Source organism: Virgibacillus sp. GM2-2 (genome assembly GCF_055329585.1).
Window position 1 is genome coordinate 165,524 of the sequence record NZ_JBUZWC010000003.1, and the last position, 16,831, is coordinate 182,354.

Annotated in this window: 26 protein-coding genes; 8 read left to right on the forward strand and 18 right to left on the reverse strand. The window is 33.7% G+C overall.

The genetic code is table 11. The features are described from left to right. Positions 1-73 precede the first annotated feature (73 nt). Both ACY9Z2_RS05890 and ACY9Z2_RS05895 read left to right on the forward strand, forming a co-directional pair. Positions 74-415, forward strand: a complete 342-nt coding sequence (locus tag ACY9Z2_RS05890; RefSeq protein WP_463608691.1) for a VOC family protein — start codon at positions 74-76, stop codon at positions 413-415. Between the two features lie 22 nt (positions 416-437). Then, positions 438-836, forward strand: coding sequence for a VOC family protein (locus ACY9Z2_RS05895; protein ID WP_463608692.1), 399 nt, complete (start codon positions 438-440; stop codon positions 834-836). A 197-nt stretch (positions 837-1,033) separates the two neighbouring features. Here ACY9Z2_RS05895 and ACY9Z2_RS05900 read toward each other — a convergent pair whose 3' ends face one another. The 3 genes from ACY9Z2_RS05900 to ACY9Z2_RS05910 form a co-directional block, all read right to left on the reverse strand. Further along, positions 1,034-1,687: an alpha/beta family hydrolase gene (locus ACY9Z2_RS05900; protein ID WP_463608776.1), complete on the reverse strand. Its 654-nt coding sequence runs from the start codon at positions 1,685-1,687 to the stop codon at positions 1,034-1,036. A gap of 270 nt (positions 1,688-1,957) precedes the next feature. Beyond that, the gene (locus tag ACY9Z2_RS05905; protein WP_463608693.1) at positions 1,958-2,281 is read right to left on the reverse strand and encodes a hypothetical protein; all 324 of its coding nucleotides are present in this window, start codon (positions 2,279-2,281) and stop codon (positions 1,958-1,960) included. A gap of 46 nt (positions 2,282-2,327) precedes the next feature. Continuing rightward, positions 2,328-2,585 (reverse strand): hypothetical protein, encoded by a 258-nt coding sequence (locus ACY9Z2_RS05910; protein WP_463608694.1) that lies wholly within the window; start codon positions 2,583-2,585, stop codon positions 2,328-2,330. Positions 2,586-2,807: 222 nt separating this feature from the next. On the opposite strand from ACY9Z2_RS05910, the gene ACY9Z2_RS05915 reads away from it, so the two are divergent. Beyond that, complete coding sequence (locus tag ACY9Z2_RS05915; protein ID WP_463608695.1) at positions 2,808-3,287, forward strand: GNAT family N-acetyltransferase; 480 nt, start codon at positions 2,808-2,810, stop codon at positions 3,285-3,287. Between the two features lie 10 nt (positions 3,288-3,297). On the opposite strand, the gene ACY9Z2_RS05920 is transcribed toward ACY9Z2_RS05915, so the two are convergent. From ACY9Z2_RS05920 to ACY9Z2_RS05965, 10 genes are all read right to left on the reverse strand, one after another. After that, positions 3,298-3,591, reverse strand: a complete 294-nt coding sequence (locus ACY9Z2_RS05920) for a hypothetical protein (protein WP_463608783.1) — start codon at positions 3,589-3,591, stop codon at positions 3,298-3,300. A gap of 49 nt (positions 3,592-3,640) precedes the next feature. Continuing rightward, the gene (locus ACY9Z2_RS05925; RefSeq protein WP_463608696.1) at positions 3,641-4,285 is read right to left on the reverse strand and encodes a phosphotransferase; all 645 of its coding nucleotides are present in this window, start codon (positions 4,283-4,285) and stop codon (positions 3,641-3,643) included. Positions 4,286-4,297: 12 nt separating this feature from the next. Further along, positions 4,298-4,735 (reverse strand): NUDIX domain-containing protein, encoded by a 438-nt coding sequence (locus tag ACY9Z2_RS05930; RefSeq protein ID WP_463608777.1) that lies wholly within the window; start codon positions 4,733-4,735, stop codon positions 4,298-4,300. A gap of 36 nt (positions 4,736-4,771) precedes the next feature. Continuing rightward, positions 4,772-5,491 carry an SDR family NAD(P)-dependent oxidoreductase gene (locus ACY9Z2_RS05935; RefSeq protein WP_463608697.1) on the reverse strand — a complete coding sequence of 240 codons (720 nt, stop codon included), beginning with the start codon at positions 5,489-5,491 and terminating at the stop codon, positions 4,772-4,774. Positions 5,492-5,585: 94 nt separating this feature from the next. Then, complete coding sequence (locus tag ACY9Z2_RS05940) at positions 5,586-6,584, reverse strand: aminoglycoside phosphotransferase family protein (protein WP_463608698.1); 999 nt, start codon at positions 6,582-6,584, stop codon at positions 5,586-5,588. Positions 6,585-6,619: 35 nt separating this feature from the next. Next, positions 6,620-7,120, reverse strand: coding sequence for a hypothetical protein (locus ACY9Z2_RS05945; RefSeq protein ID WP_463608699.1), 501 nt, complete (start codon positions 7,118-7,120; stop codon positions 6,620-6,622). After that, positions 7,099-7,389, reverse strand: coding sequence for a nucleotidyltransferase domain-containing protein (locus ACY9Z2_RS05950; protein ID WP_463608700.1), 291 nt, complete (start codon positions 7,387-7,389; stop codon positions 7,099-7,101). Before ACY9Z2_RS05950 ends, ACY9Z2_RS05945 begins: the two co-directional genes overlap by 22 nt. A 41-nt stretch (positions 7,390-7,430) precedes the next feature. Next, the gene (locus ACY9Z2_RS05955) at positions 7,431-8,081 is read right to left on the reverse strand and encodes a carbon-nitrogen hydrolase family protein (protein ID WP_463608701.1); all 651 of its coding nucleotides are present in this window, start codon (positions 8,079-8,081) and stop codon (positions 7,431-7,433) included. A gap of 342 nt (positions 8,082-8,423) precedes the next feature. After that, entirely contained in the window at positions 8,424-8,933 is a 510-nt protein-coding gene (locus tag ACY9Z2_RS05960; RefSeq protein WP_463608702.1) for a YfiT family bacillithiol transferase, read from the reverse strand. A gap of 301 nt (positions 8,934-9,234) precedes the next feature. Further along, positions 9,235-9,456 (reverse strand): YppG family protein, encoded by a 222-nt coding sequence (locus tag ACY9Z2_RS05965; RefSeq protein ID WP_463608703.1) that lies wholly within the window; start codon positions 9,454-9,456, stop codon positions 9,235-9,237. Between the two features lie 287 nt (positions 9,457-9,743). Here ACY9Z2_RS05965 and ACY9Z2_RS05970 point away from each other — a divergent pair, with 287 nt between their 5' ends. Continuing rightward, on the forward strand, positions 9,744-10,439 hold the full coding sequence (locus ACY9Z2_RS05970) for a hypothetical protein (RefSeq protein ID WP_463608704.1): 696 nt from the start codon (positions 9,744-9,746) through the stop codon (positions 10,437-10,439). A 120-nt stretch (positions 10,440-10,559) separates the two neighbouring features. Here ACY9Z2_RS05970 and ACY9Z2_RS05975 read toward each other — a convergent pair whose 3' ends face one another. Next, positions 10,560-11,141: a histidine phosphatase family protein gene (locus ACY9Z2_RS05975; protein WP_463608705.1), complete on the reverse strand. Its 582-nt coding sequence runs from the start codon at positions 11,139-11,141 to the stop codon at positions 10,560-10,562. Between the two features lie 43 nt (positions 11,142-11,184). Next, positions 11,185-12,078: a GNAT family N-acetyltransferase gene (locus tag ACY9Z2_RS05980; protein ID WP_463608706.1), complete on the reverse strand. Its 894-nt coding sequence runs from the start codon at positions 12,076-12,078 to the stop codon at positions 11,185-11,187. A gap of 166 nt (positions 12,079-12,244) precedes the next feature. On the opposite strand from ACY9Z2_RS05980, the gene ACY9Z2_RS05985 reads away from it, so the two are divergent. Genes ACY9Z2_RS05985 through ACY9Z2_RS05995 form a run of 3 tightly spaced genes read left to right on the forward strand, consistent with a single transcriptional unit; the run spans position 12,245 to position 13,739 of the window. Next, positions 12,245-12,865, forward strand: a complete 621-nt coding sequence (locus ACY9Z2_RS05985; protein ID WP_463608778.1) for an HAD family hydrolase — start codon at positions 12,245-12,247, stop codon at positions 12,863-12,865. A 29-nt stretch (positions 12,866-12,894) separates the two neighbouring features. Next, entirely contained in the window at positions 12,895-13,506 is a 612-nt protein-coding gene (locus ACY9Z2_RS05990; protein ID WP_463608707.1) for a GNAT family N-acetyltransferase, read from the forward strand. Between the two features lie 8 nt (positions 13,507-13,514). Next, positions 13,515-13,739: a DUF2651 family protein gene (locus ACY9Z2_RS05995; RefSeq protein ID WP_463608708.1), complete on the forward strand. Its 225-nt coding sequence runs from the start codon at positions 13,515-13,517 to the stop codon at positions 13,737-13,739. Positions 13,740-13,803: 64 nt separating this feature from the next. Here the strand turns inward: ACY9Z2_RS05995 and ACY9Z2_RS06000 are convergent, their stop codons facing one another. The 3 genes from ACY9Z2_RS06000 to ACY9Z2_RS06010 all read right to left on the reverse strand — a co-directional run bounded on the left by ACY9Z2_RS06000 (position 13,804) and on the right by ACY9Z2_RS06010 (position 15,726). Further along, positions 13,804-14,376 carry a hypothetical protein gene (locus ACY9Z2_RS06000; protein ID WP_463608709.1) on the reverse strand — a complete coding sequence of 191 codons (573 nt, stop codon included), beginning with the start codon at positions 14,374-14,376 and terminating at the stop codon, positions 13,804-13,806. 97 nt (positions 14,377-14,473) lie between these two features. Beyond that, positions 14,474-15,028, reverse strand: a complete 555-nt coding sequence (locus ACY9Z2_RS06005) for a hypothetical protein (protein ID WP_463608710.1) — start codon at positions 15,026-15,028, stop codon at positions 14,474-14,476. Positions 15,029-15,177: 149 nt separating this feature from the next. Beyond that, complete coding sequence (locus ACY9Z2_RS06010) at positions 15,178-15,726, reverse strand: hypothetical protein (RefSeq protein ID WP_463608711.1); 549 nt, start codon at positions 15,724-15,726, stop codon at positions 15,178-15,180. A 323-nt stretch (positions 15,727-16,049) separates the two neighbouring features. Between ACY9Z2_RS06010 and ACY9Z2_RS06015 the strand changes: the two genes are divergently transcribed. After that, a complete protein-coding gene (locus tag ACY9Z2_RS06015; RefSeq protein WP_463608712.1) occupies positions 16,050-16,733 on the forward strand; it encodes a class I SAM-dependent DNA methyltransferase in 684 nt (227 codons plus the stop codon). Positions 16,734-16,831 lie beyond the last annotated feature (98 nt).

Here is a 16,831-nt window from a genome sequence, read left to right on the forward strand (position 1 = left end):
ACTTGACAACAAAACATAACTCAATTATGCTTTAACATAATTAAGTTACGTTAATAAAAAAGGAGTGGTAAAAGTGAAGCTTGTATTTCTTTCGTATCCAGTAAAAAACTTAAAAGAGTCTGTTGAGTATTACCGCAAGAACTTTGGCATGGTCGAAGCTTGGCGCGAAGGAGACCATACTGCAGCAATGAAGTTGGAAGGTACGGATGTACAATTAATGTTAGATCAAGAAGATAGTAAGTTGACCGCTGGCGGTGTATTTTTGGTAGACAGTGTTGATGAATTTTATAAAGAACATGCAAACTTAGAATTTCTTCAAGAACCATTTGACATTCCGCCTGGACGTTATGCAATCTTTAAGGACAATTCAGGAAACTTAATTCGTCTAATCGATATGACAAATGAAAATAAGTAAAACGTAGGGATGGAGGAATGGCATGTTAATTTTCGAAATGACGATTCAAGTTCGAGTTACAGATATTGTGGAAGGTCAAAAGTGGTATCAAACATTGTTCAGCAAAGAACCAGACTTCATACCACATGATGGTTTTGCTGAGTGGGAGTTTATCCCTGGATGCTGGTTACAGGTTGCTGAAGGAGATCCTGCAATATCTGGTGGACCATTACGTTTCGGGGTGAAGAGTTTACAGAGTGAACGAAACAGAATTACGAAAGATTTAAATGTACCTAAATTTGATATTCATACTAGAGAAGAGGTTCCTGTAAAATGGGCAACATTTGAGGACCCTTGGGGGAATCGCATTGGCTTATTTGAATACCTTGACAAATTTGAAGAACAGAAAACGATTGGTAGAATTTTAGGGAATTCTAAATAAGAACTTTACATATTTTATACTCCTCTTATAATGAATGATGGCCACAAACCTATTGAAGAATGTGGCCATTTTTTGTATTCCAATTGTCTAGGTTTATTAAAGTTCACGGAAACCATTATTTCAATGATTGTTACAACCATTTAATTCGGTGCCATTCTATGCACTCCAATGTTGTCACCTATTCATTTCTATTAACATTAATTCTTGTACTTACAAATAAAATCCTCGACGGAACGCATAATCTCACCTACAATGTTAATCGTTCGTTGTATTTCGCCTTTAATTTCTAAGCTATGATCTGCATTTGGAATTACAAGACTTGTTACAACTTTACTTGAATCCAATCTATTAATTTGTTCTATATCAAAATGACGATCTTTATCTCCTATTACATAAAAGGAAGGCATAGTAGTTTTCAAGAGAGTATTATATACTAGTTCCTCCTTTAATAAAGGGGTCAACCATATACCATAAGTGTTGTTCTCAGAAATAAACTGTTTTTCAGTCCATTCATATGCCAAGGGTATTGTTCCAATTGATTTGCTTAAAAAGAAATATTTTTCATACGTGATACCGTCCAAGACTGAATTAATAACGCATTTTACATCTTCACACATCCACTTATCTTGTTCAAGTTCATTAAGATTCTTAATTCTTTCGTTGTCTCTATAATTATAATTAACGTGAAGAACGTCAACATTATTATTTATGCATACGTTTGTAGCATAATGAAAAAGTGGACGTTGCGTTGTATAGCCGAGTCCTGGTAACATTATACAAAATGTTTTTATTTTCATGTTCGCTACGAATCCATGTGTAATCAATGGTAGATTGATCGTTTCTAGACACATTTTTTTCAATTACTTTATACATTTTTTTCACCCCGGTTTGGTAAATCACTCGGATATTGTGCAGGAAGAGTATTGTTATATTCCCAACAAACCATCGTTGCACTGTCTTTCCCCTTACAGTTATGTACATATTCTAAAATGTTTCTTACTCTAGTTTCTAAGATACTATGGTCGGTTTGCGATATTAATTCCTCATATAGATGTTTCGGATTTTCGTAGTAGCCCGTTGTAGCAAATCACCTAAACAAATAACATTCATATAAATGAAGGCTAAAAAGTAGTTAATATTTTAGTTTCTGTGATTACAAAACTCATAATTAGTGGTAAGATTATCATTATAATTGAAAAAACTATAAGTACTAGTGTTGTTGTTTTAGAGAGCTTCTTTCGTCCTTTGCCTTTATACCATCCAGAAAACTGTAACCTATTCCTATACAGTACAAAAAGCGCAACATAAATACCAAGACCTGCTATCCACTGATATCCTTCAGCCGATTCGTTAACTGTATAAGTTTCTCCTATGAGTAACCAAGCAAGTCCACCAAGGAAAAAAAGTATAATGATAATTCGTGCCAATTCTAGAATTACTCTCATCCCATCCTCCTTTGACCATCAATTTTCCTTACGCTCCTTTTCATGATCAACTTAAATAAAGATAAACCGCAAACACAATAATTGCCGAAAGTATTGTAACAAGGTAAATCCAGGTTAAATTGGAAACATTGGACTTTATAGATTGTGATTCATATTCAATTGAGCGTCTTAATTCATCTTGCGGTGTCTGTCCTTCTTCCTCGTATTTTTTCATTTTACGTTCTTCTTGCTTAAATGCGAATATGGTGCCTCCCAAAGCAAAAATAAATAGCACGATAAATACTAGAATAAGCCCAACACTCATCGGATAAACCCCTTTCTTGACGTGACATTTTCTTTTATATTACCATTAAATTTCGAATCCAATCGTTTTGTATATGAACATTTTACAACAAAAGATTAGTAATTGTTCTTCTCCATGATTTTTTGGAATCGAAAATGTTATACTACAGCTGAGAATCATCATAGCAATAAGTATAGGAATAATAGTCTTTATTAAATATTACCAGGGACGGAGAATACAATAATGCAAATTCGTGAAATTGATCAAAAAGACAATAAAACAATGGAGCATATTATAAAACGCTCTTTGGAATCATTTGATTTAGATATTCCAGGTACGGCTTATTTTGATCCCCAACTGAGCAATCTAGCACAATTTTACAAGCAAGAATCAAATGCAAAGTATTGGGTAGTAGTAAATGAACAAGACAAAGTGGTAGGCGGAGTGGGTATTGCACCATTTGGGCAAGAAAAAGGGATTTGCGAGCTGCAAAAGCTATACATTACACCGGAAGCTCAAGGTCTAGGACTGTCGAAGAAGCTCATGAAGGTAGCACTAGATTTCGCCAAGAAGCATTATACACACTGTTATTTAGAAACATTAGAGAAACTCCAAGTGGCTAATCTTCTTTACATTCAGCTAGGCTTCCAACAACTTGACAGAGCACTAGATAATTCAGAGCATAGTGCCATGAACGCCTGGTATATAAAAGAATTATTATAGAGGTATGAGATCACATATCGGCAAAAATACTGTCTAAGTAATCCCAGTTATCACCAACCCAGACATTCTCCTCACTAAATCTTTTTATTGTCGAGGAGTCCTGTCTTTTCTTAGCACTCACCCATTCCGCCTCTTTCCACCACGTTAACTTCATGGAACGGATTAACTTATCATGGCTAAGATGTTGATATTCACGATACCCTCTAACAAAAGCTGAAACTCTGTCTAAGTGTATATTTTCGTTATCTAAGCAGCAAGACAAAATAGGTCTTGAGATATCAAACTCAGGATAAACATAGTTCATCCTATCAAAATCAAGAATTGCTGTAACACTAGTATTGCTAAATAAAATATTATCTACAAACAAATCCCAATGTCCCCAACCTTTTTTCACACTTTAAGAATAGATCGATATCGTTACGTTCAAGAATTAATCGTTGAGTTTCCAATTTTGATAATGTGTCGCTGCAATCCAGATGTATCGCCTCACTCCATCTTTCCTGCCAATTCTCAATCATATTCTTCTTTGATCTAACGTCCCAGTGAAGTGGCATTTGGAATGCTGCATTACTATTTAAAATACGATGCATTCTCCCTACTATTCTACCTAGATTATACATTTGACCTTCGTTTGCTGAGCCAGGTTCAATATTAGTTCCATCACATAATCCCATTAAGACAAAACGTTCGCCGTTCTTTGATGTTCGTATGTACTTATCATTAAGTGAATACAATTTAGGACATCGAATATCTTCCTTATATAGCATATCTTGTAGACTTAATGATTTCTCTAATCCAGGGATCACATGTTCAGGATATCGAGTTTTATTATATTGTTTTACAAAAAAACTTCCTCCATCAGTTTCTATTTTCCACTTTAAGTTTTTGTATCCTAATTCTATTAAAGAGAATTCTATGATAGTTATTCCGTAAAAGTTAGTAATCGAATTGAAAATATCTTCTCGAATTTCTGTGTTTTTCATACTGATCATTTTCATCACCTTTTGTTCTTAGAGAAAATCTAATATCCTAATATCTACCGAATCAATATTGCCTATTTCCTCATCTAAGTCCCAAAGCTTTATTTTCGATGTTTCCTCATTTTCCAGAAAAGGGTGTATTTTCTCCGTAGTAGTAAAGTAAACTGGATTAAATTTACTATCACCGCTCGAGATATTTTTTGTTTTCAACAAACCTTTGAAGTCCATATCAGAAGCTTTTTGTCCTGTTTCTTCATAAAGTTCTCTTATTGCACACTCTTTTGATGCTTCATTCTTCTCTCTATGACCAGCTGGTATTTCCCACTGTTTACGCCAAACGTTGTAACAGAGTAAATACTTATTATTACATTTTAACACTGCGAAAGAGCCTGCAATTGGGTGGTACTGATTGATTTCTTCTTCTTTTATCGATAAGAAGTCTAGAAATTTCAAACCATTATTTATCATTTTATTCAATTGATTTCCTCCAAAAATATACCATTTTTATCTTTCAGCATTTTCCCCATATATCTCTTTAAAATGCTTTCCCCAATCAGGTTGCGAACCATCAAGATCCGAGAAATTATAAATATGCATAAGGCCCCAAGAAGACAGCGCCTGACCATTAAATCTCTGTACCTCAGGGTCAGCCGCAAGCGACGCAACTGCGCGTCCAACATAATAAGGACTCTCCGATGCAATGAAGTTCGAATCAACCTTTGCACCGTCACGCCAGTTTTCCTCAGAAACACCGAATATTTCAAGCATCTGTTCAGACCGTAGAAAACCTGGTGTCAACGCTACTGAGGTTATCCCCTTATATCCTTTCCAATTTAGCTGATCGGCCATTACCTCGGCCATATGGATTGTTCCGATTTTTGCCATGCTGTATGGTAGTGATCCACGAACCTTATAGGTTTGCCCATCAGTTATCTCTATGATTAATCCTTTTCCCCATTCCACCATTAACGGGACACCGTATCGGCTTGTAATCATGTGGGTATGTATTGCGGTTTCCATCACTTGTATGGAGTTTTGTACATCATCTTCCCAGAAAGGTTTACCCCATTGAATGTTAGATTCAGAACCCCAAATATCGTTTACCAAAATATCTAACCTGCCATTTTGTTCGGTCTGAATACGTTCAAATAGCGCTTCAACCTCCCTTTCCACTGAATGATCAACACGCACAGCTATTCCGACGCCACCTCGTTCGGTTACCATATAATCATCCTTTCGAAGATTTATTGAGCATTAATATTGTTTATTTAAATAGCAGATTATTATTTTTATAGTTAACAAACAAAATCCTTAATCGCTATAACTCATTCTCCATCCAACCTACTATTTCAGGAATGGAATCAGCATACTGCTTTATTTCTTTTATGGTTCCAATCACTTCACCTGTCCCCAACCGCTGCTCTTCTTCATCCGTACATTCAATCCATAAAGATCGTTTTAAGTTATATTCCAGCCATGCTAATTTTCCTGAAAACCCATTTTCCAATACTATATTCCAATTAGCTTGTAAATCTCTGTATCTCTTTTTATATCCATTTATGAAAGCGAAAAATCTAACTTTATCTATTTTTCCTGTTCCATTTTCAGACCAATAAATTGCTGTTTCGATCAAGTCGTGCATTGGATTTATATAACCAGCTGACTCCCAATCAATTAGAACCGGATTGTCTTGGTGCCACAGAACATTTTTCGAATCTAAATCTCTGTGACTAATAACCGCATCTGTTGCAAGAAATTGGGTTGCTTTTCTCGCCTTAGCATTCCAATCATTCAGTTTATCAATATTATCATGTAAAAGATTGGCCCATTCTGCATTCCTTTCTTTTCCCATTTTTAAATAGTAGTTCCAATCAGTTATTTCGCATACCTGTGGATTATATTTTATGCCTAGTGCTGAAAAATCTGTCTTATGTATATCCGCAAGAATAATCCCCATCTTTTCACAATAAACGGTATTGATTTCATTTGATCTCAGGACCTCACCTTCTATCCAGTCGAAAATAAGATAAAACTGACCGTCTACATCTTGTAAAAAAGTCTCATTAAACTGTTTTGCTGGAAGGGCAGGTACATTGCCCGATACTAAATTGGCAATTCGTTCTGAATGAATATAATTCTGCATTGCTTCTGGTCTAAGCATTATCTGAGGATTTAAGAATTTTATCGCGTATTTTCCGGTAGTAGTTTCCATCGCATACATTTTGTGCATAAGACCACCTGAGACAGGTGTTGGTTTTCCAACTACTTCCCCCAGTTGGTCTACCATACATAGCCTTTTAATTTCTATATCCTTCATTACGTATCCTTCCTCACATACTTGTGCATGTGAATTTATTTTAGAATCCTATTCAATTCTACATCCATTGAAAATACACTACTTTGCTGAACAGTTTTTATAAACAGTTCGTTCAATTTCTTTGCAGAGATTAATAATTTTTCAATTGTAATTTCATTTGGATATGTATTAAAATATTCATTAATAAAATCAGATCTTAAAGAATCAAAAGCTTTAAATTGATGTAGTTTCTTGTTTTCATTATGTGCTTGTAATTGTAGGGTATAGTCCCTCATTACCTCCAACACCTGTAGAGCATAAATTAAATTACTCCGTTTCAATTCAATCTGGAATCTTCGCATGCTAAAAACAAATTCAAATAAAATATCCTCACTAATAGAATATCTCACCTTTCTATTAGTAAAACGTTCGTGTTCAATATTCATTTTTTCAGATACCTTGCCTGTTTTATCAACAACTACCTTCCATAAAGGTGATTTAACGTTTAAATATGCAGTTGGCAAGATAGAGATATTTAATTCAAGTCCATTCTCCATGAAAGCAATGATGAGATAAATATTATCCTAAGTGCCTTTTCTTTTATATAAATCGAATTTAATTCAGATAAACAATGTTGAACATATTTCACTGTTTTTTTCACATCAGCATATTTTGGTGTTGATACCATCAGATCTATGTCCGAATACTCATCGTTGTAACCATTGACCCCAGATCCTAGCTGAACGACTCCTTCAATAATATTTGAAGACTTTATTTTGCTGGTGATTGTTTCGAAAAGCAAATCTCTTTCTTTTGGAGTAAACATAGTACTCACCTCATATTTTTCTTAAATCCTTTTACTAATAGTTATTTTGCAATAACTTCTGATAAAAGAGTCTCAGTATCCAATATCCTCGTTCTCATATCATTCTTCGAGATCAAGATATTCTCACCGTTTTCATTGAAACAATATGCTATTGGAATAGAAAATCCACAATTTTTATATGAACCATCTGCATGACTTGTGCCAATAATAAAAGCTTTTTGTTCAACCGCTATTTTCTTTGCCTCGTTAGTCCATTTATCAAACTGTTCTTCGCTATACATCCCTACCCCAATTGGATTAAAAATTATGAAAACTTTCTCGTTATCTAATCCTTCCATTCCTTGAAAAATTTCTCTACAAAGTACGTATCCAAACTTTAGATCGTTGTCTTCTGTTTTAGAAGGTTGGTATAGCATTTCATTAACGGGCGATTTAGCTCTTTCTAAAATCACTTTACCTGAACGATTTACGATGAATGCCCTATCTTTATGGTTTTCATCTATAAAACCAGTCACGATATATGTATTATACTTTTCAGCTAACTCACAAACTTCGTCTATTTTGCTAGAGTTAAAATAACCCTCTGGAAATAAAATTAGATCTACCTCCGGATTATGTTTAACTTCATGTTTCAATTGCTGCAATCCATCTTCTCGTTTAGGTTGACCAATAAGAATTTTAATTTTTAACACATCCTCCAATAAATATTGAACTAAATTTGTGTTATAGCTACGGGTTTTGAGACCTATATTCATGAAGATACTTTGAATATTGATAGTTACCAATATTTGTTATCATTCTACAAGTTCCATTCCCTTCCGTACCCTCATAGCAACTTATTATATTACTTTAAAAATTAAACTCACTCTATTATTCGAATACTAAATTATAAAAATATTTTAACATGCCTACATCACATTTAAGTTATAATTTTTTACAAATACAGGAAAGAAGTATTCAGTTAATATAATTTCAAAACTCAATTTAAAATTGGCTTATCAAAGTACGATAAGCCAATTCCATACATAACTTTATTATTTTGATAATGCAATTTTTATATGTTCTAAGTGGTGCTCTTCGTGCCAAGCCAGTTTTGCAACTTTTGTTGCTACTGTTATTTTACCGTTTTTCTGGTGAATAAAAGCTCGATCTAATTGCTCTTCGGTTAAACTATATCCTAAAGAAACGATGCGCTCATTTATACCTTCTAGCATTTTAATAGAACTTTCTATAGGAAGCTTTGTATCCGGTTGAATTGCCCACTTTTCTTGATCAAAAGCTGGTACTGTTGGATTCTCTTCTGTTAAAGCCAGCTTCAATCGTTGATACATGTTCAACTGCGAATCTGCAATGTGATGAACAAGTTGACTTACTGTCCAGCTACCATCTCGATATGTTCTACTTAATTCCTCATCACTTAATGAGTCGATAGTTTCACTTAATCGAATCGTGTAAGTTTCGATTTCCTTTAGCCATTCTTGAATATTTTCTTTTGTAACATTATTAGGAACTTGTAATTTTCCAATTGGAAATTTTACATCCATTTTCATTGCCCCTTTCTCTGTTCGTTATTATTTCATAATTCTCTTTATATTTTAACATAATTAACAAATTCCCTTATTAAGTGTAATTCCAGAAAAAGGCTCAATTAAGGAAGGAAGGACGCACTTATTCAAGAAGTGCGCCCGATTGCTGTGGATCAATTTTATAGTTTTCATTCTTTTCATAGTTTGTTTAACTACCACCCATTAACTCAACAAGAATCTTATAACATTTCTTAATACCCTTAAAAACCCGTTCTAACTATCAAATAATTACGGAGTTTTATTTAATCTCATTTCACTTTTATTTTTTCATAAATGTAGTGATTAGTGGTTTTATTTGACCATACATAGCGTTAATCTGTTGTGCAGTGTCTTTAATTTTATTTAAATCCAGATTTCCTTCCGGATTACGAAACATTGCAGTTAAATTCGGATTAGGCGATCTACGGCGTCTTGGTATAGGTTCGCGAAATCTAGAAGGTGGATTAGGCGGCATTGGTCGCCTAGGTTTAGATGGAAACAAGATATAACACCTCCAATATTTTTATTTTACATTATTCTATTCGAATAAATGGTTTTCGCGTGGTCTCTACGTCTAATTCCATGAAATGAATAGCTTATTCAACCACAACAAATACTATCTCTGTATTGTAAATAAATTGATAAAAAATTGTAGTAAACGGGTTTGTCTACCTGGATGAACTAAATAGCTTCAATGTTGCTTGACAGAAGAGAAATCAAAAATTGTAAAAGTAGAGACCCTTGATTTAAAGGCTATTAACAATAAAACATGAATATAGGAGGTAAACAATGGAACAAGAAGACAAATTGAAAACTGCAGGAATTTCCATGGGAAGCGATTTTAAGGTGCAGACATTTGGTGGTGCCGAAAAGACGACTAAAACTTTTGAAGATATGGATACGGTTAATGCTATCGTTAACGGTTGGAATGCAATGTCTAAAAAGGCAGCTAATCTCACAATTGAACAATACGGGCCTCCAAATGAAGCTACTGAAAGCAGACTAATTTGGTATAACAACGGGCCATGGAAACGAACGATTGTCTATCGCGACGAGATTCCGCATGATTTTCCACAACCTCACACCGATGTAATCGAAAACTATATTAACTATTCCGTTCCAGTAGAAATGTTTAGTGAATTAGCAAAGTTTGATGGAAGTGTCATAGTTGAACGAACAAGGGGTGAAGTATCTTCCCGATGTGATATGGAAGCTGCTAATATTCTTGCACTCAACTTAATGAATGATATCGTAACGGGAAAAGTAAACGCAGAAGATGCACGGGATAAATACTGTGAAGTAACATCTGCTTTTATGATGAACAGATCAGCACCATATGCAGAAAAGCTTCAATTTGATGTATCACACAACGAAAAATATGATACCGACGTTGTCATGATTGCTGATGAAATAGTTGAACAGGCGGGAGAAAAAATAAATGATATGGTTAACCGTAATAATAACCAAGGTTCTACCTATCATTAATATGATGTATTTACTATAAACTAATAATTTTAAAAACTCCCCTCCAATTCAAAATACCACAGAGTGTAACTGCACCTCTTGGAGGTGCAGTTTCATACTACAGATTAGAAAACATTTCAATCACTTTGAACCTATTGTCTTATAGGATTTCTCCCATATTCTTTTTACATCTACCAGTTTCTTATCTTTAAAAGTCAGCTTATAAATGTCTGGCATTTCAAGCTCATTCCAGAAATCAAACCCATATTTATGATCAAAATAATTCATTATTAAAACCATCAAATTTCCATGTGTACCAATGACTATATTCTTACCTATATTATTTTCTAATACATATAATGTTGCACTAACACCTCTTCTCTGGGCAATCCTATTTGATTCTCCACCTTCCCATGAAAAATCATAGTCTTCCCAAACTTTAGAAATAGCAATTCCAAAATCTTTTACAGGTTTTTCTGCCAGTATGCGTTCTTTAAAGTCGTCTACTAATTTAATTTCTTTGTTTATATATTTTGCAATTCCTTCAACCGTTTGAATCGCACGTTTATATGTACTTGAATATACAAAATCAATGTTCTCTTTTTTGAGCAATTCCGTTACAGTAGATGCATCTTCAAAGCCACTCTCTGACAATGGTCTTTCAAGTTCTTCAGGCGTATAGGTAGAATGGGCATGTCTTACAAAATACAAATTTGTTAACAATTTACTCACGCTCCTTAGATATTTCTCTTGTGAAAATTTGACCTTATTCATTCTTTTTCCAAACAAATATATTACCAACTAATTCAAACCCAACCGATTCATAAAGTCTGTTGGGTGCTGGATATTCTTCTGGTGATGCAGTATATACAGTAGCTTTTTCTGCACCTAGTTTTTTTGCTTCATTTAATTCATGTAAGAGTAATGCTTTACTAATGCCTTTACCTCTAAAGTCGTGGTAGCAAGAAACTGCTTCAATCGTAGCTAGTTTATTCTTTTCATCGTATCTTCCACTACACAATGCTACTACATTTCTATCCGGACCAATAACAACTAAATCTAACTCTTTTCTGTAAGTCGATGTTTCATAGAAATTTTGAAAAATGCTTTCATTGAATAAAATTCCATAACATAGCTTATAAGCCGTATATACTTCTTCATGTTCTTTAAGGTTAGGTACCGACTCGATGTAAAACCCCTCAGGCAACTCACGTTGGCTAATTGTATTATTTAAATTAAAATCTCTTCTTACCCAATATTCCTCTGACTTTTCATATCCTCTATTGAGTAAGACACGTTCATAATCAGAGTCCTTATCATAAACACTCCATTCCGACTTGTTATCAGCATCCGAATATATCTGTTCTCCAATTCTAACCATCTCTTCAAAAATAAATCTGCAATTTTTCGCTATACAAAATGCATCCTCTTCAAGTATGCCTACTAATTCATTTCCATCAAACCAAAGAAAAATATTAGATAATGCCTCATCAAATTCCTTAGCAGGTTCTTCTAATCCGCGTGCTAATGCACATTGAAACTCAAAAAGAGTTAAATTATTATCAAACCGGGTCCCATAAGATGAATAACTATTTTCTAAGAAAGTACATATTCTTTTATAATCAGTTTTATTTTGGTATCTTCTATACGTTATCGTCATTTGTTAAAGCTCAACTTTCTTAATTTATAAATTATAAAAATATTTTAACATATATAGGATATGAAATTTGGTTAATTATGCTAAAATGAATAATAAACTGAACGGTTACGTTACGATTTTTCAAAACCAGAAAGGTCGGATAAACCAAAAAGGACGGATTTATATTATGGATAGTATTATTTTTGATTTAGATGGGACATTATGGAATTCAATAGACACCGTCTTAGTTACATGGAATCGTGTACTGAAGCAAAATGGTCACATTGATAAAGAATTAACGAGAGAAGATTTTTCTAAGACAATGGGGCTGCAGATGCAAGAAATAGGACAACTATTATTTCCCCAATTAAACGACGATGAACGGAATAAAGTAATAAAAGAATGTAGTGAATTAGAGAATGCGGATTTAGAGAAACAAGGCGGCATATTATATAATAACGTGGAAAATGTGCTGGAGAAGCTAGCCCAAAAATATAAGCTATATATCGTAAGTAATTGTCAAGATGGATACATAGAAGCATTTTATAAGTATCATAAATTGGAGAAGTTTTTCTTAGATTACGAGAATCCTGGAAGAACTGGACTTTCTAAAGGAGAAAACATTAAGTTAGTCATCGAAAGAAATAATTTAAAACATCCTGTTTACGTTGGTGACACGGAAGGTGACCTAAAGGCATCCCGTTATGCTGAGGTTCCCTTTGTTTATGCAGCTTATGGATTTGGACAAGTAGATGAATATGATTATATTATTGAGAAATTCGAGGATCTCGTAAGGTTATTTTCCTAAGTATTGAATAGTAAGGGAACGATGACAAAGTGATAAACTTTTTAGGAACTCCAACAATTGAAACATATCGATTAATCCTAAGAAAATTTGAATCCACTGATGCTCAGAAAGTATTTGACCATTGGCTCTCCGATGAGCGAGTATCGGACAATCGTGTAAATGCGGCCCATATAGCCGTATCGGAAACAATCGAAAGAGTCGCTGGAATCGTCAGTGATTATGCTAGGAAAGATTTCTGTTACTGGGCTATCACACTAAAAGCAAGTGGCGAACTAATTGGAGAAATCGATTTATACGATTTTGACAATACTACCGACAACTGTGAGGTCAGCTATTCGCTTGGATACAAATGGTGGAATCAAGGCTATGGTACCGAAGCGTTAAAAGCCGTTGTAGAGTTTGCCTTCAGATATATGCAAATTCACAAAATATCCGCAGCACATAATATCGATAACCCAGCTTCTGGTAAAATCATGGGAAAAGCTGGGATGGAACAAGAAGGTGTGATCAAGCATATGATCCGCAATTCCAAGGGGCAATACAAAGACTGTGCGGTATGTGGAATTCTTCAGGAAGATTATCTTAAAAATAATGACGGTGCCGAAAGTTATATCTTGAAGTTAAAATTTACAAAGGAGTGATAAAAGATATGGAATTTCAATTAGTATTTTTTATATTTCCTGTAATTGTTATTTTAATATCCATAATCGGCTTTTATTTAGTTAAAAGATGGTTTGTCATTCCACTATTAACGTTCGTTGGGTCTACCATATTAACTTTTACCGTTTTCAATGAAACTTTTTTTATTTGGGTTGCAATGTATACAATTCTTTCAGTTATAGTTAGTTTGATTATGAAATTTATTAGTAAGTAAATTGTTCTTTTTAATAGGAATCATTATAAAATTAAGATCATGCCGAAAAAATTATTCAAGAAAGCTATTCCTTAACTGCTAATACAACATCAGCATATATTTTCCCATCTAATCTCACTTCATAGCGCCACAAGCCACTTTTTGGAACTGAAAAATTCGCACCGTAGCGTCCTAAACTAGAATAACCAGGCGATGGTTCTCTAATCGTAGTAGGTGGTACGGCTGCAATTATTTCTCCTGTCTCTTTGTGTACAGCGTAAATAGTGAGTTCTTTTCCTTTATATGTTTCGAATGGTTCATTGAAGCTAAATAGATAACCATTTTCTTCTCCGGCCACTATGTTTGGACCAGTAGAAACTGTCATTATTTCTTCCCCATTTTTTACATACGCATAGCGAACTTCCCATTTATCTTGTTTTTCTTCTGCTTTTGATACTTTATCGTCATCAGACATTTCCTCTAGCCTAGGAACAACATCGCTTTCAATCACATCATGCAAATCTTTCATTCTTCCTTCAAGATTTTTGATCTTCTGACTGTATTCATTAAGCAATGTATTTTGTTGAAATAACACAGCTCCCACAAAAAAATTCAATATTAATAGCAAAATTAACATGACATTGTAAGGTTTTTTCACTATGCTCCCTCACTCCCACAACATGCACCTATAAATAAAGTGCATGTTGTCTCATCAAATGTATTCATTTTGTACCAATCTATTTACTACACAAATACTATTTTTTGTGCAAAGAACCTAAAAAGTCTCCAATACGAATAATCATATTTTCAATTTTATGTTGGTCATTTAAATTAGCTTCACCAGATATCGTTTCGACTTCCCAAGAATCACTGCCTTCTTTTTGATACTGGAGTTCAACGGTAAAATCATAAATAATTTCTTTCGATTCCGATTTTTTATATTCGATATTTTTTACCTTGATCTGGTAACCTTCTCGCAATGGATCTATCATTACGGTTGTACCGAAGCTATTTACGTATTCCATGTAAGACGTTACATTCGCAAAATGCTCTTTAAAAAGTTTTTCATCATATTTCACTAGATCTTCGAGTCCCTGGCTATTCATCATTTTTTTCAATTCATCACTCGGACCATTCAGTGTATTCTGTAATACAGTGTCAATTGTTTCTATATTCTCATCTTTTGTATCTGTACCTTGTGGCTTCGTATTCTGTGCGTTCATCTCAGATTTTTCGGTACAACCAACAAAAAGTAAAACAAGTGAAGCGAATAATATCGTTGCAAAAAATCTATACGTTGTCTTTTTCATATAATTCTCTCCTTTCTGATTAATACGTTCATTTATGTAATTAGGTTTCAAAAATTAAAATCATTGGAAAATAATTTAAAAGCGTTTCTTCGATAATATAGTAAAGAAACGCTTTATTCTCGCATACTTTTCCCTAGCAAAAATACTTTTCACTCTATTCTTCTTTTCTTTTTAACATAATAAAGTAAAACTATTATAACTATCCCAAAAATGACTAGATAAAAAAGTAATGGATTTGCTTTATTCTTATCCTCTAAAAACTCTGTAAAAAATTCCCGTCTCTTTTCTTGTTCATCCTGTACTTCACCATTTTTCATTTTAACTATGCCGTTTGGTCCAGCTACTGGAATTGAAAATCCTACCTTGCCACCATGCTCGAGAAATAACAGTACACTACCACCATCTTCTTGAAATTTTTCTATTAAAGCCAAATCATTGCAATCGATTCCAGCAGTTATTTTGTTTTCAACCTCCCCTTCGTAGACTTTATCAACATTGAACTTCATACCACAATAGGGCACTATTCGCTCATTGGAAATTGGGTTGGTTGAAAAATCATATCTACCCTTCACAATCACTTCTGCTCTATCTACTACCTCTTCTGGTTCAAGATCCTCCCATATCGTTGCTAGCACCGGTCTAACTGAACTGACAACCAATAAAGTAACAAACAATGAAATTAGCACTTTTTTACTCATCATATTCCCTCTAAACTCCCTTTTGGAAATAAATACTACTGCTATCATAAATAATTTCGAAAATTAAATCAACTCAATTCGTGTTACTCTGTCATTTATTGAGATAAAACTTATGTTTACCATTCTTCTACATTTTGTACTTATCCCTTTACATAAATATAATTATGAGCAACAGCCTTCTAAGCTGCGGATCATAAAAAAATAGGTAGAGGAATTGTTAGGAAATTCTAAATTTGATATATTGCAGTGTTATAATAAATATAAGAAACTTTGTGATAATTATTGCTTAAATGGATGAAGAAATAAAAATAGGAGGATGTCCGATGATTTATCGTAATTCTGAATTTTATGATGATAAAGTTGTATTCAAAAAATATATTAAGCAGAGAAGAAGTAAAGACAATTTAAATGATATTATTGAAAAACCTGTATTGCTTGAGATTATTGGTAAAGTTAAAGGTAAAAAAGTTCTTGATTTAGGTTGTGGCGACGGTGAAATTGGATTCGATTTTGTAGAACAAGATTGTCTAAGTTATACGGGTGTGGACGGTTCGCAGAATATGATAGATTTTGCGAAGAATAATTTTTCCGCAGTTAAAAGTGTACATTTTGAAAGGTCACTGTTGCAAGACTGGGATTTTCCAAGGGAAAAATATAATTTAGTTATTTCACGAATGAGTCTTCATTATCTATTGGATATAGCGGATATATTTCAAAAGGTTTATAATGCATTAGAAAAAGAAGGTCAATTTGTTTTTTCAGTAGAACATCCTTTTTTTACATATAAAAACTACTCTAAGGACTATTATAATGTCGGAGGACATATTTGTAACTGGTTTCAAAATGATGTTATTAAAAATCATAGAAAAATAGAAGACTATTTTAACGTACTTCAGGAAACTGGATTCACTGTTACCGGACTCAGAGAAAATAAAAGTGTAAATGAACTTGATGAAGGTGAAAAAAAGATGCCTTTAGTACTTTTTTTAAGAGCGAAAAAAGTATAAAGGTTTAATAGATACTACCAGACAATATGGAATATTTGGTTTGAAACAAAGTGCTAGCCACCTTACTTGGTGGCTTAGCTGTACCTCTAACCAATAGC

What these genes read in the sequence shown, in the direction of transcription:
- ACY9Z2_RS05895 (WP_463608692.1), top strand. Translation starts at nt 438, where the DNA reads ATGTTAATTTTCGAAATGACGATTCAAGTTCGAGTTACAGATATTGTG.
- ACY9Z2_RS05900 (WP_463608776.1), bottom strand. Translation starts at nt 1,687, where the DNA reads ATGTGTCTAGAAACGATCAATCTACCATTGATTACACATGGATTCGTA.
- ACY9Z2_RS05905 (WP_463608693.1), bottom strand. Translation starts at nt 2,281, where the DNA reads ATGAGAGTAATTCTAGAATTGGCACGAATTATCATTATACTTTTTTTC.
- ACY9Z2_RS05910 (WP_463608694.1), bottom strand. Translation starts at nt 2,585, where the DNA reads ATGAGTGTTGGGCTTATTCTAGTATTTATCGTGCTATTTATTTTTGCT.
- ACY9Z2_RS05915 (WP_463608695.1), top strand. Translation starts at nt 2,808, where the DNA reads ATGCAAATTCGTGAAATTGATCAAAAAGACAATAAAACAATGGAGCAT.
- ACY9Z2_RS05920 (WP_463608783.1), bottom strand. Translation starts at nt 3,591, where the DNA reads ATGAACTATGTTTATCCTGAGTTTGATATCTCAAGACCTATTTTGTCT.
- ACY9Z2_RS05925 (WP_463608696.1), bottom strand. Translation starts at nt 4,285, where the DNA reads ATGAAAATGATCAGTATGAAAAACACAGAAATTCGAGAAGATATTTTC.
- ACY9Z2_RS05930 (WP_463608777.1), bottom strand. Translation starts at nt 4,735, where the DNA reads ATGATAAATAATGGTTTGAAATTTCTAGACTTCTTATCGATAAAAGAA.
- ACY9Z2_RS05935 (WP_463608697.1), bottom strand. Translation starts at nt 5,491, where the DNA reads ATGGTAACCGAACGAGGTGGCGTCGGAATAGCTGTGCGTGTTGATCAT.
- ACY9Z2_RS05940 (WP_463608698.1), bottom strand. Translation starts at nt 6,584, where the DNA reads ATGAAGGATATAGAAATTAAAAGGCTATGTATGGTAGACCAACTGGGG.
- ACY9Z2_RS05945 (WP_463608699.1), bottom strand. Translation starts at nt 7,120, where the DNA reads ATGGAGAATGGACTTGAATTAAATATCTCTATCTTGCCAACTGCATAT.
- ACY9Z2_RS05950 (WP_463608700.1), bottom strand. Translation starts at nt 7,389, where the DNA reads ATGTTTACTCCAAAAGAAAGAGATTTGCTTTTCGAAACAATCACCAGC.
- ACY9Z2_RS05960 (WP_463608702.1), bottom strand. Translation starts at nt 8,933, where the DNA reads ATGGATGTAAAATTTCCAATTGGAAAATTACAAGTTCCTAATAATGTT.
- ACY9Z2_RS05970 (WP_463608704.1), top strand. Translation starts at nt 9,744, where the DNA reads ATGGAACAAGAAGACAAATTGAAAACTGCAGGAATTTCCATGGGAAGC.
- ACY9Z2_RS05980 (WP_463608706.1), bottom strand. Translation starts at nt 12,078, where the DNA reads ATGACGATAACGTATAGAAGATACCAAAATAAAACTGATTATAAAAGA.
- ACY9Z2_RS05985 (WP_463608778.1), top strand. Translation starts at nt 12,245, where the DNA reads ATGGATAGTATTATTTTTGATTTAGATGGGACATTATGGAATTCAATA.
- ACY9Z2_RS05995 (WP_463608708.1), top strand. Translation starts at nt 13,515, where the DNA reads ATGGAATTTCAATTAGTATTTTTTATATTTCCTGTAATTGTTATTTTA.
- ACY9Z2_RS06005 (WP_463608710.1), bottom strand. Translation starts at nt 15,028, where the DNA reads ATGAAAAAGACAACGTATAGATTTTTTGCAACGATATTATTCGCTTCA.
- ACY9Z2_RS06010 (WP_463608711.1), bottom strand. Translation starts at nt 15,726, where the DNA reads ATGAGTAAAAAAGTGCTAATTTCATTGTTTGTTACTTTATTGGTTGTC.
- ACY9Z2_RS06015 (WP_463608712.1), top strand. Translation starts at nt 16,050, where the DNA reads ATGATTTATCGTAATTCTGAATTTTATGATGATAAAGTTGTATTCAAA.